We start from the raw sequence: 15,259 nt of genomic DNA on the forward strand, positions 1-15,259 counted from the left end.
TCGATACGCCGCCCTCATCAAACCGTCATCACCCAGTTTCCGTCATAGCTCTTCGGCACCTTGTTGAGGATGTTGAGGAGCTTGTGTTGGCAGCACCGTTGATGGCGGGTCGAAGGGAATATCTCCTCCAGCGCCTTCCAGAAGCCGAGCGCGCCGTCGCCCACGGCAATTTCTGGCGCAATCGAAAGCCCGCGGGCCTTCAGCCCGACGAGCAGCTCGCGCCAGCTCTGGGTGCTTTCGCGCACGCCGACTTGAAAGCCGACAAGTTCCTTCTTGCCTTCCGGCGTCGCGCCGATGACGACCAGCATGCAAGCGGCATCGTCCTCCATGCGTGCCTGAAGATAGACCCCGTCGGCCCAGATGTAGACGTAGCGGCGGGCTGACAGGTCGCGGCGTTGCCAGCGATCATAGTCGGCCTGCCACTCCTCCTTCAGCCGGCCAATCACCGAGGGGGACAGGTTCGGTGCGTCCTTGCCGAGTAAGGCGGCAAGCGCCTCCTGGAAATCGCCGGTCGAGATGCCGCGCAGGTAAAGGACCGGCAGCAGAGCGTCGAGGCTCTTCGTGCGTCGTGCCCACTTCGGCAGGATCGCCGACGTGAAGGTGATGCGATCCTCGCCGCAAGTCTCCAAAGCCCGGTCGCGCAGCTTGACGCGGCGCACCGCAACCGGACCGATCCCCGTCTGGATCGTTCTTTCAGGCCCATGGCCGTGCCGCACCACCCGGTCCCGCCCATCGCTCAGGCGTTCGCTGGCCATGGCCGCAAGAAACGCCTCGGCTTCCGCCTCCACGGCCTGTGCCAGAAGCCGGCGCGCGCCTTCGCGTAGAACCGATGTCAGGGGATCATCGAGCGTCTCGGGATGCGGAAAGGAAACAACAGTGCTATCTGTCTTCATGGCGTATCGCTCTTTCATGAGGTTCTGGCAGGCTTGTCACCCGCCTCGATACGCCGCCCTCATCAAACCGTCATCACCCAGTTTCCGTCATAGCTCCGTCAATATCAGCGAGACCCTCAGAGGTGGCTCGGGAAAATTGGACAGGTCGTTAAGTGGAATTTCTGGCTGAGAGCGGCGAGAGTGCCGTAACAGGAGAATCACTTGAGCAGACGACCCCGCCGAAACCACAGCGCAGCCTTCAAGGCGCGTGTAGCCCTTGCTGCGATCCAGGGGGAGAAGACGTTATCGGAGCTTGCGCAACAATACGACGTTCACGCCAACCAGATCACGACGTGGCGAGATCAGGCGCTTGCGGGCATGACGGCGATCTTCGACACGGGATCAAAGCCGTCGGAGCCTGCGGTGGATGTAAAGACGCTGCACGCCAAGATCGGGGAGCTTTCGCTGGAGAACGATTTTTTATCCGGCGCGCTCACCAAGGCGGGACTGTTGGGGAGCGTAAAGAAATGATCGACCGCGATCACGAACTGTCCATCACCCGCCAGGCCCGAGCTTTGGGGATCAGTCGCAGCATCGTCTACTACATGCCACAACCGGCGTCGCCGGCGGATCTTGCGCTGATGCGTCGGATCGACGAGCTGCATCTGGACTACCCGTTCGCGGGCAGCCGGATGCTGCAGAAGCTTCTGACGCGCGAAGGCGTTTGACGTCGTACCGACTGCATGTGCGGACCCTGATGAAACGCATGGGGATCGCGGCGCTTTACCGCAAGCCGCGCACGTCAGCACCCGGCGATGGGCACAAGATCTATCCCTATTTGCTGCGCGCTCTGAAGGTCGATCGGCCCAACCAGGTCTGGGCAACGGATCTGACCTACATCCCGATGGCGCGCGGGTTCTGCTATTTGATCGCCATCATCGATTGGTTCACGCGCAAGGTTCTGTCGTGGCGGTTGTCGATCACCATGGACGCTGCGCCATGCGTCGAGGCTCTCGAGGAAGCGCTGGCCTGCTACGGCAAGCCCGAGATCTTCAACTCGGATCAGGGCAGCCAGTTCACCAGCCACGACTTCACAAAGGTGCTGCTCGACCACAAGATCAAGATCAGCATGGACGGCAAGGGTGCCTGGCGGGACAATGTCTTCGTCGAGCGGCTGTGGCGGTCGGTGAAATACGAAGAGGTCTACCTCAAGGCCTACGACAGCGTCCGCCAGGCCCGTGCATCGATCGGAAAGTATCTCGACTTCTACAATCAGAGACGGCCACATTCGAGCCTTGACGGCAAGACTCCGGATGAGGCCTACTTAACCCCGACACCGCTGCCCGAAGCGGCTTAACCACAGGCAGGATTCCACTTAAAAACCGGGAAGACCTGTCCAAACAAACCGAGCCACCTCTCTCGTCAGCATCAGCCTCAAGGGCGGCTTTCTCGGCTTCGTTGAAGACGCGATCCATGTGCTTTTCGCTGCGCGGCGCAAAACGATGCAGTTGCGCAAGCGCCAGTTCTTCCTCAAGCTTGAGGACCCGATGCGCAAGAGCGTCTCTCTCAGCCTTCAGCGCGGCGTTCTCGGCAGCATTCGCCGCCAGAAGCGCCATCAGTTCCGCAACGGTTGGGATGCCGGTTCCTGTCATAGCAGCTTTGAATCTGAGCCGCACCCTTACGTCAACAGCCTTCAGCCGACAAACTCATATTGCCGAACAGGATGGCGCACCATCGCATCGAGATCGATGCCCTCAAGCAGCCAGCGCAACTGTTCGGTATCGAGCGTAACGACCGACGCCTCGCGGCGGGGCCAGCGAAACCGGTCTTCGGACAAGGCTTTCAATACAAGCACGAACCCTGACCGCTCGAAGAATAGGAGCTTCATCCGGGTGCGCCGACGGTTGCAAAAGACGAAGACAGCACGCTCGAACGGGCTCAGGCCCATCGACTGCTCGACTAGGATCGCCAGGCTGTAGATCCCCGCACGAAAGTCGATCGGATCCCGGTGAAGATAAACGCGAAGATCGTCAGCCAGCCGGAACATTGCAACGTCCCAGTGCTTCGATCATCGCCGACAGAGCCCCAGCATCCGCATCTACAAGCTCAAGCCGCACACCGTTCGGTAGCGACGCCTTCAACCGCACCCCTGGCGATGTCGACCGAGCCGCCGGGGCCGGTGGCCGTGCAAGTGGGGCTGCCTCGACCACTGGAATGAAGGCCGACGGTGCCACGCAATTCGTCACAACCCTCAATCCTTTGCTTGCCGCCTGCCGGTCTTGGCGCTGATTTACCCACTTGCGCAGCTGATTGGTATTGATCCCGTGCGAAAGCGCAAGTCCGGCAATCGATACCCCAGGCTCAAGGCACGCATCGATCAGGCGCTCCTTCGAAGCCCGATCAAAATACCGCTTCCCGTTGCGAAGAACACGCACAACCCGAAGCGGCTCCGAAATCTCTCTGTCATCAATTGCCATTGCGTCCGCAGTCTCCATTGCGGACGCAGACTCCATCACCTAAACATCAATGAAAAGGTGCAGAGATTTGCGCGTTTACGCTTCGACGACAAGATCGTGTCGATGTACGCACGTGGTATGTCGACCCGCGAGATCGCCGGCCACCTGCGCGAACTCTATGGTGTCGAGGTCTCGGCCGACATGATCTCGACGGTGACGGAAGCGGTTCTGGTTCCCCAATGACGAGGCCGCGACAAAGCTGCTTTTCCTGGTCTTGAACAGGTCCGAAAAAGAGTGGAAGATGCCCGCGCGGGAATGGGCCATGGCAAAATCGCAGATGGCCGTCATCTTCGGTGAGCGCTTCATCAGGGCCATGGCCTGATATGTTCAACCGCCGCCCATACACGAAATTCCTGATAGTCCCGTGACACCGTTATGAGCGGCGGGCTTTCACCATTAAGCTACCCCCCACTCGATATAGAGGTGATCCGTTGCTCGCGTCGATGGCTGCTTGAGGGACACGCCGTCGTATGTGCCAGCGTGTATTCCAACGTTGACGCCGGCGGGGACAGGCCCCGCCGGCGTTTGCTTGATCGTTCGATCCTTGGCCTTAGACGACGTTGACCGTGCCCATGTCCTGTTCGACCCACAGCGTTGCCGAGCCGCTGGTGAAGACATCGAATGTCTCACCGTTCGAGGTGACACTGCCGCCTGCCGTGAAGCCAGTGGCATTGAGGGTATCGTTGCTGTCGCCACGCACGATGAGCAGATCCGTGGTGTCGGACATATCGAGCACGTCCTGGGCGGTCACCGACAACGTATTGCCGCCGGTCCCGGTGATATTGATCGTCTCGATGCCGGTGACAACCCCCGGCGCGATGGCATCGCTGGCGAAGTCGAGATGAAGCCCGGTGCCATCGAGCTGCAGCGTGTCGACATTGGCCTTGCCGTCAATGCGGGCAAACAGTGCATCCGGTACAACAAAGACATCGTCGCCGTTGCCGCCTGTCAGCGTCTCAGCGCCACCGGATCCGGTGATCGTGTCAAACACCGGATCGTCCTTCGGGTTGAGCAGATTGCCATCACTGTCAAAGCGCTGCTGATAGATGTCGTAGGTGTTTGTAAAATCCTTCCAATTTGACCATGTCACAATCCAACCGCCGTCCGACAGGGCCGCGATCTGAGGCTCGGTTGCCCCATTGGCAATTGGGGGAGACTCGGCAGGAACTCGTGTAATTGGCGTTACCGGTATGCCGTCGGCATTGAATGCTTGAGTATAATAATCCCCTACACCGTCCGTGCTCAACCACACAACAGCCCAGCCACCATTTTCGAGGCCGGCGACTTGAACAGAGCCAAACGAAGGCGATGCTACAGCGGGAATGAAGGCCTGCGCTCCATCCGGAGTTCCGTCGGCGTTATAAACCTGCCATTCTAGGTGCGTACTGTCTACCCACATCGTGACAAAGCGGCCATCCGCTAGTGCTCCGACAATGGGGGTTTCTCCAGAAGCGGTGGCTGTGATCATGGTGCCGTTCGCTGTTCCGTCCGCATTGTATATCTGTTGCAGTATGTTCGGGCCGGCACGCCATGTCGTCACCCAACCACCTTCGGCTAGGCCAACGACGTCAAATGGTAAAGAAAGTGCTCCCAAACCAGAGGTGTTGCCATCATAAACGGTCACTTCAGCGCCACGCTCGGTCCCATCTGCGTTAAAGGCTTGCTGGGTGATGACATCGCCATTCAAATAGTTCACTACCCAGCCGCCATCTGGCAAGGATGCTACTTCTAAATCATGGGCGCCGAAATTGCTAAAGCTCATTATTTGTTCCGGGGCACCACGGGCAGTTCCGTCAGCATTGTAAATCCGCTGGAAAATGTCGGCGCCGCCAAGCCTCCCGGTTCCATACACAACCACCCAGCCTCCATCGTCCAGACCGGCTACAGATGAAAAACTAGAGAAAAAGCCATTCGAACCGGGACTAGAGTTTTGCCCCGGCAATTGAACAACAACCGCGTCACCGACCTTATTACCAGCGCTGTCGTAACGTTGTTGGGTGATTCCGGTGGAGATAGTCCCCTCGTTGCTATGCCACGTCACCACCCAACCCCCATCCGCAAGCCCCGCGACATGGGGATCGAGATCCTGGCCAACCCGCGTTGTGTCATTGACCAGCTCTCCACCAGTTGACGTATTCGAATCTGACGTGAGCGTCACATCCCTGAATTCCGAATCGAGCACGGCGCCGGTTGCCGGATCCGTGGAGGTGACCAGGATCGGTTTTGAGCCGAGGCTGCCCAGGGCGTATGGCGGTAGGGTTACGGTCCAGTCACCGTTGGCATCGGTGGTGGTGGTAAAGACGTAGCCATCGAATTCCAGGGTGATTTCGGAAAGGGGTTTGGCCCGACCTGTGACCGGGGCTCCGTCCAGCGCCTCGGTCTCGGTGATGGTATCGTCGCCCTCGACCACATTGATGGTAATGTCTGCATCCGCGTCTGCATCAGCATCCGCATCCGCGTCTGCATCCGCGTCTGCATCAGCATCCGCATCCGCGTCTGCGTCTGCGTCTGCGTCTGCGTCTGCGTCTGCGTCTGCGTCTGCGTCTGCGTCCGCATCAGCGTCTGCATCCGCATCTGCGTCCGCATCCGCGTCTGCGTCTGCATCCGCGTCTGCATCCGCATCAGCGTCTGCGTCCGCATCAGCGTCTGCATCCGCATCTGCGTCCGCATCTGCGTCCGCATCCGCGTCTGCGTCTGCATCCGCGTCTGCATCCGCATCAGCGTCTGCATCCGCGTCTGCGTCCGCATCCGCGTCTGCGTCTGCGTCCGCATCCGCGTCTGCATCCGCATCCGCATCAGCGTCTGCATCCGCATCAGCGTCTGCGTCCGCATCCGCATCCGCATCAGCGTCTGCATCAGCATCCGCATCAGCGTCCGCATCCGCGTCTGCATCCGCGTCAGCGTCTGCATCAGAGTCAGCATCGGCGTCATTATCGTCACCGCCACCGCCACTCAGGGCGAACGCCAGGCCGCCGGCAGCAGCAAGGGGAAGCAGCAGAAACGCAGGATTGAATGCGCCGGAGCAGCTCGACGCGGAGAACGACGGGGCCAGGATGCCTTCCGACATGTCCGCAAAGCTCACCTCAACGAGGCAACCGCAATCCCCCGCTTCCGCGTCGTCGCTTTCCTTCTTTTCCGTCAGGAACAGTTTCGGGCGACCGTCTTCGTCCTCGCGGAAGAAATTCACCAGGCGGATGGTTTCACCGTTTGCCAGACGCAAGATCAGGTCTTCACCCCGGCGCTCAAAAGCAGCCACTGCATCCTTCGACAAACAAAACGCTACGTCGGACATATGCCCGACATCGATCTTCGCAGAAGACCCTTGCAACACGACTTTCTTTGCCTTATCAGAGCCGGCAGGCATCACTTCAGCATTGATGTACATATAGATTTCTCTTTCTTTTCATGGGGATACGCAATTTAGTTCACCCCTAACGCTAGAAGCCTATCAGTTTACTAAACTAATAGGCGAATAAGCCTTTGCTTAACGGCGGGCCTGCCGCTACACTCACCAACAAGAGGTCGCGCAGCGTGCAACTGCGATAAGGCCGCCACGGTCGAACTCGCGTTTACAACCAGCATCCATGGATACGGGCGTCGGTGGTGATGCTCTGCGCTTGCAGGCGCTGCCTGCCTCGCGCCAGCTGTGCCTGCCTTCAGGCTCTGGCCTGACCGGCCGGCCGCCGCAACAACGGCTGCCGCATCCGTTGCTCAGCGTCGCGCCATGCCAGCCCCGACCGGGCCCCCGTCTCCGCCGCGACCGGATTGCATCCTCGTTTGTGCTGCCAGGGATGGGGGAGAAGGCAGGCCCCAGCCCATGCCAACGATGCCCTGCTTTGCCACGACGGCCATCGAGCTGGCCGCTGGCTTTCGCAAATGCCATACCAAACGGCGCTGTGTCGCCGATGGCGCAGGGATCAGCGTATCCACCCCTATCCACCCAGCGCCCGACCTGCTTTCAGCGCGGGGCGGAATATTCTTAGCTAAACGTGCTGTTGTGTGTGCACGGTAAGCGCACGGGACAGGACATCGGCACCAAGCAGATCGCCGCTTGGTGGAATGTGGCAGTGCTGTCAGATGGTCGCGTTCGCAAATGCTTTGAATGGACACTGCATCAAAGAAAAGACCGCAGCGGGCGTCGTCCATACGATCCGGCGCCAGAGGCCTGGCCACCGGCTGCGTTGAGCCGCGTTCATACACATAGGATGTGTTCGCTCTGCCGTGCGGGGTCATTCGGCCGGCCCAGCCCTAGGGGGTCATAGCCGGGCTGCCTGAATGACCCCTGACCGCCTCCACGCAGCAGAGACTGCCACGCTTCTGCTGCCACGATTTCAGTTGATAGGCAAATAAGGCCCGTGCTGCATAGGTGGCGTTGACGTCAACGCTGGCAACAAGAGCTTGATCGTTTGATCAAGGATTTCCAGCAATCAACAACCGGACGACGAGGGGAATCGTCCATCAATGGACATTTGAGTTGACGAACAGAACGAACGCGGCGTGAACTGCGCCATGGTGACAGCTCTCACGTTCTACGATTGCTTCGACTTGACCGCTACCGAACGCTTGCCTCGTTGGTGTCTGCATGAATGAAACGGGGTCATTCGGTTGATCGGCAAGGCGAATGACCCCTCGCCGACCCAGGGGCAACAGGGTGGCGTATATCTTCGTGGCATGAATCGCTCTAATATCACAATAAGCATCATTCGACGGGTTGGGAACGTCGCCTGGCAATGACCTGGTTGGTGACCTTCAGGATAGGGTAGCGGGCTTTTTTTGGGGGGGGAGCGTGCGCTCGCGCCCTTGAGTAAGTTGCACATCCGACACGGTGCGTCGCCACCCGCGCGTGTTCATCGGTCAGCGCCAGCATGAGGAATTTGTCAGGGCAACAGGGCAATTATGGGCGCGGGCAGCTTCGTCATTGCCATGTTTGTCGTTGCCCAAGCCTACATAGCACTGCTGGAAGGTTGAGCGCAGGGAGGCGTCGCTTCGGCGCTATCTATTCCATCCAACCTCTCGAACGAACCAAGGGACGCTTTCCCCTATTCCAAAGTTCGCTAAGCAGCAGCAATCGACCAGTCGGTGTCGGCGGTGCAGATCAAATAATCAGTCGCGCCGCCCGCCCATTTTTTCGTTCGGCGTTGTTGTAATAGCTCGCCGCCTGGGTGACTTATGCAGCGCCTTCTCGGCGATGGCGCGCACGCGATTGATGGCGAAGTGGTTGGCCTTGACCGCCAGCAGTAGTCGGCCCCCTGATCGGCAATGGCGGTGGCGATGGGGGGAGGGTGGTGGCGATCGCATCCATCGACACGATGACGCCGGCGCGTCCGCCGTTTGCGCGAAGTCTTTCCAGAATGCCCCTTGCCGTCGCCTCGTTTGCTCTTGGCCCACCGCGATGATCGAGCAACAGCTTCAATCGCGACTTTTCAAACCCTTCTGGCGCTTGACGGAAATGTGAGGAAATGTAATTATGCTACAGCATTGATGTAAGATTGGCTCCCACGATGTAAGACGTCTGGGAGCCTTTTTCTTGCACAAACGCCCGTAGCCGTTGCGGCGGTTAGCAGTTTCGTCTCGTCCTCGTCCTCTAGACTAGCTAGGAGAGGCGTTTGAGAAGGCGGTAGATCTCCTCGCTAAAAACAGCAACAAGTTTTGAGGCGAAGCGCTATTCGCATTCCAACGAGCGCCTGCGGTTAAGTCTCCGGCGGCCATTGTTGCGCGCCATGCAGTACGCGCACAAGCTCCACATCATCGCCGACTATGTAGACGATGATATATGCCGTACCAGTGACGACCAGTTCTCTGGTTCCCGGCATTCGTCCAGTTCTGCCAGAGCGCGGAAAATCGCAAAGCCGCTCAACCTGGCTTTCGATGTCATCCCACATGTCCAGCGCCGCTGCAGGATTGTTTTCGGCGATACGCTCTACAATACGATCAAGATCAGCAGCATAGGAATCACGCCTGACAAGGCGCATGCGTTTAGTGGCCATTTGTCACGATGCGGCGCTGGAGATCTGCTCTTTTGGCCTTTGCGCGCTCAGCCCACTCATCCTCGGGAATCGTGGCGTTCGAGCCATTCTTGATACCATCGAGAGCCTTTTGCACCTCGCCGCGAAACCACGCGTCATGTTCGGCCGCTTCGTGCATCTGCCGTTGGCGCTCGGCCATATCGGGGCGTTTCCGCTCGACGGCGGCCGGATCATGGTCCGACATGTCGATCTCGAACCGGGCAAGGCCGAGTTCGTCGCGAACATAGGCGGCCGCGGTGTTCAAATTCCGCCAGATCCGCATGCGGCGCGACCGCTGGGCCGCCACCGCTCTTTCGTTTACCCCGTACCTGACGAGAACGGCATAGCCCCCAGGCTGACCGAACACGACAGCCCCATTCAGGGCGTGTGCCCCAGCCAAATTTTTGACAGCCTTGCCATCAATGGTCTCCAATGACATTCGGCAACTCCTATCGGATAAAAACGGTGCGTTTATCTAATATTCGCACTATTTGGCGGCGACGCCAACCCCGCAGCATCTTTCAAAAGCAAATATCCCCTTTGCCCAAAATGGAATGGGTTGATGTATGGCCGTGAGGGTGCTGCGCCGGCTAGCAATAAGCGCGGGCCGGAACCGTCGCAGGGCCTCGCTAGACGCCCGAACAGCGGCGACCGCGTATCTTTCTCTATAGATGGGTCGTGCGGCAGAACGGAAAAGAAAAGTGTCACAAGGAGCCGTTCGGCTCTAGACTAATCTTACTGCGTCACAGTAAGAATAGAGCGTCGGTCGGAGATTATGCAACGCACCCTGCGGCCTTGAAATAGTTCCCACATTCCGGATGGGTGAACAGACCGCAGACCTTTCCGAGAGCTTTCCAAAGATTGTCATAGGTTCGTGCCTTTGCCTTGCGCATCAGGGCCTTGAGCTTGGAGAATAGAGGTGGCTCGGGAAAATTGGACAGGTCGTTAAGTGGAATTTCTGGCTGAGAGCGGCGAGAGTGCCGTAACAGGAGAATCACTTGAGCAGACGACCCCGCCGAAACCACAGCGCAGCCTTCAAGGCGCGTGTAGCCCTTGCTGCGATCCAGGGGGAGAAGACGTTATCGGAGCTTGCGCAACAATACGACGTTCACGCCAACCAGATCACGACGTGGCGAGGTCAGGCGCTTGCGGGCATGACGGCGACCTTCGACACGGGATCAAAGCCGTCGGAGCCTGCGGTGGATGTAAAGACGCTGCACGCCAAGATCGGGGAGCTTTCGCTGGAGAACGATTTTTTATCCGGCGCGCTCACCAAGGCGGGACTGTTGGGGAGCGTAAAGAAATGATCGACCGCGATCACGAACTGTCCATCACCCGCCAGGCCCGAGCTTTGGGGATCAGTCGCAGCATCGTCTACTACATGCCACAACCGGCGTCGCCGGCGGATCTTGCGCTGATGCGTCGGATCGACGAGCAGCATCTGGACTACCCGTTCGCGGGCAGCCGGATGCTGCAGAAGCTTCTGACGCGCGAAGGCGTTGACGTCGTACCGACTGCATGTGCGGACCCTGATGAAACGCATGGGGATCGCGGCGCTTTACCGCAAGCCGCGCACGTCAGCACCCGGCGATGGGCACAAGATCTATCCCTATTTGCTGCGCGCTCTGAAGGTCGATCGGCCCAACCAGGTCTGGGCAACGGATCTGACCTACATCCCGATGGCGCGCGGGTTCTGCTATTTGATCGCCATCATCGATTGGTTCACGCGCAAGGTTCTGTCGTGGCGGTTGTCGATCACCATGGACGCTGCGCCATGCGTCGAGGCTCTCGAGGAAGCGCTGGCCTGCTACGGCAAGCCCGAGATCTTCAACTCGGATCAGGGCAGCCAGTTCACCAGCCACGACTTCACAAAGGTGCTGCTCGACCACAAGATCAAGATCAGCATGGACGGCAAGGGTGCCTGGCGGGACAATGTCTTCGTCGAGCGGCTGTGGCGGTCGGTGAAATACGAAGAGGTCTACCTCAAGGCCTACGACAGCGTCCGCCAGGCCCGTGCATCGATCGGAAAGTATCTCGACTTCTACAATCAGAGACGGCCACATTCGAGCCTTGACGGCAAGACTCCGGATGAGGCCTACTTAACCCCGACACCGCTGCCCGAAGCGGCTTAACCACAGGCAGGATTCCACTTAAAAACCGGGAAGACCTGTCCAAACAAACCGAGCCACCTCTGTCTTTTTCGAAGATCCATTCCGCCGATTGCCCGACGGTCCTTCGCTGCGATCGACGGCGAGATGTTCATCAAGCTCGGCGTTGAGAATACGCTCCGACAGTGCCTTCTTCAGGTCATCCAGCAAGCCGTCCTTGCCGAAAACATCGGATGGATCACGACCAGCAAGAAGTTGGTCCAGAAGTTCTTTTTCGATAGCCATGTGATGATTCGCTCCTTTTCATCATCATGGCCCACCGCACAGAATTCCTGACACTCCCGATGTTTTTTGTTCAATCTCATATACAGTCTCGCTTGCTGATCCGTGATCGGTTTGCCTGGCATCCAGGTCCTCTTCCTCGCAGTTGAAGATCCAGGACTTAAGGCAATCGTCGCGGCCGAAGGCGCGGAAAAATCCGCGCCGCGCGGGGCCAACCTACGGACGGGCTACGCCCATCCTCCGGTCGGCCCCGCGCGTCACCAGCGATGTCGCTGAGTAGTCAAGTGCGATGTCGCGCAGCAAACCGCGCCAGACGGCAAGCCTCTCAATCTGGAGAAGGAGATGTTCGCTCTGCTGGCCGGACAGTACGGCCTGGAAGCGACTGACTTCGAACGCGAGTTTATCGCCAGCGGTGAGCGCTTCCGGATCACTGGCATTGATCCGCGGCGGCCGAAATATCCCATCTCCGTGGAGCGTATTCCTGATCGCCGAGGCTTCAAGTTCACCGCCGACAATGTTGCCATGTTGCTCAAAGCAAAAGACAAACCTTGACGTTCACTAATCGTTCTTCAACTTGGCCAAAATCCCAGCTTCGAGCCGTGTGTGGACGCCTCCGGAAATGCAAGCGATTTTTTACTTTGACTACAGGCAAATGCGGTCGAGTTCCGTCGTGTGTCCGGCCTCCAAATGCGGCATCGAACGCCGCGGGCCCTTATGGATCGTTCGGGGATCGGATCCAAATCGACAGGGCGTGCTCAAAGGCACCTGGCTCGAAACTGGTTCTCCCGATCCCGTCTTCTCGACTTTTCGCCCATAAACCTCCGCTTAGAACCACCGCATTTCAACGCCTCCGGCCGACTGCTATCAGGCAGTAGCCGGAGTTCTGTACACCCCACCGCGAGCCATTAAGGCCCAGGCGATACGGGCGATCTTGTTTGCCAGCGCGACGGCGACAAGCATCTTGGGCTTGCGCGCGATCATGCGTGAAAGCCACGATCCTGCAGCCGCACCATGGCGCGCGGCCTTTTGCACGACAGCCATCGCTCCGAGGATCAGGAGCCGTCGCAGGTCTCTTTGCCCCATCTTCGATGTCTCGCCCAACCGTGTCTTGCCGCCAGTGGAATTCTGTTTCGGTGTCAGCCCAAGCCATGCTGCAAAATCACGGCCCTTTGAAAAGGTTGAGGTCGGCGGTGCCATGGCGACTATCGCGGTAGCAGTAATCGGACCGATCCCGGGAACCGTCATCAACTGCCGGGCCGTCTCATCCACTTTGGCAACTTCCTTTATACGCTCGTCCAGAGCGGAAATGCGTTCGCTGAGTAGCCCAATATGGGCAAGAAGCTCTTTCGCGAGATCAACAACGACCTGTGGAAGTGCTGCATTCCCATCCTCTATAACTCGTGCAAGGCTTCCGACATGCTGGATCCCCTGTGGCGCGGTAACGCCATACTCTGCAAGGTGCCCGCGCAAGGCATTCATCACCTGCGTCCGTTGTCCCAGCAACAGATCCCGCGCCTTGAATACCATCGCCTGGCTTTGCTGTTCGGCACTCTTGACCGCAACAAAGCGCATCGTGGGGCGAGATGCTGCCTCCGCAATTGCTTCTGCGTCAGCTAGCCGGCGCCAGGTTTTGGCGGCGCTCATGACGAGCTTGAAGACCATGAGCCGTGCTGTGTTGTGGGACAGGCCTCCCTTGGTTCGCACCGTGCGGTGCCTGACGGTGGCGAAGACGCTTTCGATCGGGTTCGAGGTGCGCAGATGGTCCCAGTGTTCGGCCGGGAAGTCGAAGAAGGTCAGCAATGCCTCGTGGTCCTTCGTCAGGCAGTTGACGGCCTTGGGATATTTGGCCTTGTATTTGTCGACGAAGACGGCGATCGCGACCTCGGCGGTTGCCCGATCCGGGGCATCGCGGACCTCCCTGAGATCGGCCTTCATGTTCGGCTGCACCGACTTCGGCACCTTGTTGAGGATGTTGAGGAGCTTGTGTTGGCAGCACCGTTGATGGCGGGTCGAAGGGAATATCTCCTCCAGCGCCTTCCAGAAGCCGAGCGCGCCGTCGCCCACGGCAATTTCTGGCGCAATCGAAGCCCGCGGGCCTTCAGCCCGACGAGCAGCTCGCGCCAGCTCTGGGTGCTTTCGCGCACGCCGACTTGAAAGCCGACAAGTTCCTTCTTGCCTTCCGGCGTCGCGCCGATGACGACCAGCATGCAAGCGGCATCGTCCTCCATGCGTGCCTGAAGATAGACCCCGTCGGCCCAGATGTAGACGTAGCGGCGGGCTGACAGGTCGCGGCGTTGCCAGCGATCATAGTCGGCCTGCCACTCCTCCTTCAGCCGGCCAATCACCGAGGGGGACAGGTTCGGTGCGTCCTTGCCGAGTAAGGCGGCAAGCGCCTCCTGGAAATCGCCGGTCGAGATGCCGCGCAGGTAAAGGACCGGCAGCAGAGCGTCGAGGCTCTTCGTGCGTCGTGCCCACTTCGGCAGGATCGCCGACGTGAAGGTGATGCGATCCTCGCCGCAAGTCTCCAAAGCCCGGTCGCGCAGCTTGACGCGGCGCACCGCAACCGGACCGATCCCCGTCTGGATCGTTCTTTCAGGCCCATGGCCGTGCCGCACCACCCGGTCCCGCCCATCGCTCAGGCGTTCGCTGGCCATGGCCGCAAGAAACGCCTCGGCTTCCGCCTCCACGGCCTGTGCCAGAAGCCGGCGCGCGCCTTCGCGTAGAACCGATGTCAGGGGATCATCGAGCGTCTCGGGATGCGGAAAGGAAACAACAGTGCTATCTGTCTTCATGGCGTATCGCTCTTTCATGAGGTTCTGGCAGGCTTGTCACCCGCCTCGATACGCCGCCCTCATCAAACCGTCATCACCCAGTTTCCGTCATAGCTCTGCTCACGATCGGAACCTGATTGCCCGTACGAGATCGCACCTTCTCCTGGAGCTGAGTAAAACGACCCAGCAGTGCCGTCACATCGCCGCCAACCACAGAGTGCTTCGACATCTTCTCGCCATTTCCCGGCGACAACGATGTGATCAGCCAGGTTGAGCGGGAGAGTTCCAACGACACGAAAATTGCGGCAAGATCAGTGTGGATAGCGGTCGGCGTATGCGGTTGGGAAGTTCCAGCTTCCATGACGGCGTCTCCTATGAGGTGAGTGCGTTATTGCAGCCTCACTCTGCCAGAGCGCCGGCCGCTATTCACTCCCATGGAATCTGGAGGGTTATGTGAGGTCGCATCCGTCGTCGCGGCGAGCTCGAGCGACCTCACATAAGCCGGATTGAAGTAAGGCGCGGGTTGTTTGGCGCCGTTATGGGAATAGTAAAGCACGCCGCTTGATGACGATAGCGGATTCGTCGTGGACGGCAATCGCACCGCCGATTTTTGTGGTGATCTGGCGACCTTCGCGAGCAGCTTGCCGGACGATAGGAAGCGATTTTTGCGCTCTCAATGCACACTGTCGGTCTTTCGGTGTGGCC

General features: G+C 59.1%; 6 protein-coding genes and 10 pseudogenes. 5 read left to right on the forward strand and 11 right to left on the reverse strand.

The annotated features are described in order from the left end of the window. Positions 1-47: 47 nt before the first annotated feature. Positions 48-893: pseudogene (locus OVA00_RS09620) on the reverse strand (IS256 family transposase); the annotation flags it as partial. Positions 894-1,094: 201 nt separating this feature from the next. Here OVA00_RS09620 and OVA00_RS09625 point away from each other — a divergent pair. Next, positions 1,095-2,229 (forward strand): annotated as a pseudogene (locus OVA00_RS09625) (IS3 family transposase). A gap of 61 nt (positions 2,230-2,290) precedes the next feature. Here the strand turns inward: OVA00_RS09625 and OVA00_RS09630 are convergent. The 3 genes and pseudogenes from OVA00_RS09630 to tnpA form a co-directional block, all read right to left on the reverse strand. Further along, positions 2,291-2,524: pseudogene (locus OVA00_RS09630) on the reverse strand (IS66 family transposase); the annotation flags it as partial. 41 nt (positions 2,525-2,565) lie between these two features. Beyond that, positions 2,566-2,919: an IS66 family insertion sequence element accessory protein TnpB gene (gene tnpB / locus OVA00_RS09635; protein ID WP_268088666.1), complete on the reverse strand. Its 354-nt coding sequence runs from the start codon at positions 2,917-2,919 to the stop codon at positions 2,566-2,568. Further along, complete coding sequence (gene tnpA, locus OVA00_RS09640; protein ID WP_268088667.1) at positions 2,903-3,349, reverse strand: IS66-like element accessory protein TnpA; 447 nt, start codon at positions 3,347-3,349, stop codon at positions 2,903-2,905. The genes tnpB and tnpA overlap by 17 nt, the downstream gene beginning before the upstream one ends. 81 nt (positions 3,350-3,430) lie before the next feature. On the opposite strand from tnpA, the pseudogene OVA00_RS09645 reads away from it, so the two are divergent. Both OVA00_RS09645 and OVA00_RS09650 read left to right on the forward strand, forming a co-directional pair. Further along, positions 3,431-3,559, forward strand: a pseudogene (locus OVA00_RS09645) (transposase); the annotation flags it as partial. Next, positions 3,546-3,710 (forward strand): annotated as a pseudogene (locus tag OVA00_RS09650) (IS256 family transposase); the annotation flags it as partial. The pseudogenes OVA00_RS09645 and OVA00_RS09650, both read left to right, overlap by 14 nt. Before the next feature lie 228 nt (positions 3,711-3,938). Here OVA00_RS09650 and OVA00_RS09655 read toward each other — a convergent pair. The 4 genes and pseudogenes from OVA00_RS09655 to OVA00_RS09665 all read right to left on the reverse strand — a co-directional run bounded on the left by OVA00_RS09655 (position 3,939) and on the right by OVA00_RS09665 (position 9,832). Beyond that, positions 3,939-6,773, reverse strand: coding sequence for a BapA prefix-like domain-containing protein (locus tag OVA00_RS09655; RefSeq protein WP_268088719.1), 2,835 nt, complete (start codon positions 6,771-6,773; stop codon positions 3,939-3,941). Between the two features lie 1,710 nt (positions 6,774-8,483). Further along, positions 8,484-8,555, reverse strand: a pseudogene (locus OVA00_RS40005) (integrase); the annotation flags it as partial. 523 nt (positions 8,556-9,078) lie between these two features. Further along, on the reverse strand, positions 9,079-9,375 hold the full coding sequence (locus OVA00_RS09660) for a type II toxin-antitoxin system RelE/ParE family toxin (protein WP_268088720.1): 297 nt from the start codon (positions 9,373-9,375) through the stop codon (positions 9,079-9,081). Continuing rightward, on the reverse strand, positions 9,365-9,832 hold the full coding sequence (locus OVA00_RS09665) for a hypothetical protein (RefSeq protein WP_268088721.1): 468 nt from the start codon (positions 9,830-9,832) through the stop codon (positions 9,365-9,367). The genes OVA00_RS09660 and OVA00_RS09665 overlap by 11 nt, the downstream gene beginning before the upstream one ends. Positions 9,833-10,391: 559 nt before the next feature. Here OVA00_RS09665 and OVA00_RS09670 point away from each other — a divergent pair. Beyond that, positions 10,392-11,525, forward strand: a pseudogene (locus OVA00_RS09670) (IS3 family transposase). A gap of 60 nt (positions 11,526-11,585) precedes the next feature. Here the strand turns inward: OVA00_RS09670 and OVA00_RS09675 are convergent. Further along, positions 11,586-11,786 (reverse strand): annotated as a pseudogene (locus OVA00_RS09675) (transposase); the annotation flags it as partial. 339 nt (positions 11,787-12,125) lie between these two features. On the opposite strand from OVA00_RS09675, the gene OVA00_RS09680 reads away from it, so the two are divergent. Then, complete coding sequence (locus tag OVA00_RS09680) at positions 12,126-12,335, forward strand: hypothetical protein (protein ID WP_268088722.1); 210 nt, start codon at positions 12,126-12,128, stop codon at positions 12,333-12,335. 312 nt (positions 12,336-12,647) lie between these two features. Here the strand turns inward: OVA00_RS09680 and OVA00_RS40010 are convergent. Together OVA00_RS40010 and OVA00_RS09695 are read right to left on the reverse strand one after the other, a co-directional pair. Further along, positions 12,648-14,575, reverse strand: a pseudogene (locus tag OVA00_RS40010) (IS256 family transposase). Positions 14,576-14,672: 97 nt separating this feature from the next. Next, a pseudogene (locus OVA00_RS09695) lies at positions 14,673-14,915 on the reverse strand (IS110 family transposase); the annotation flags it as partial. Between the last annotated feature and the right edge of the window lie 344 nt (positions 14,916-15,259).

Source organism: Ensifer sp. SL37 (assembly GCF_026672675.1).
GTDB lineage: Bacteria > Pseudomonadota > Alphaproteobacteria > Rhizobiales > Rhizobiaceae > Ensifer > Ensifer adhaerens.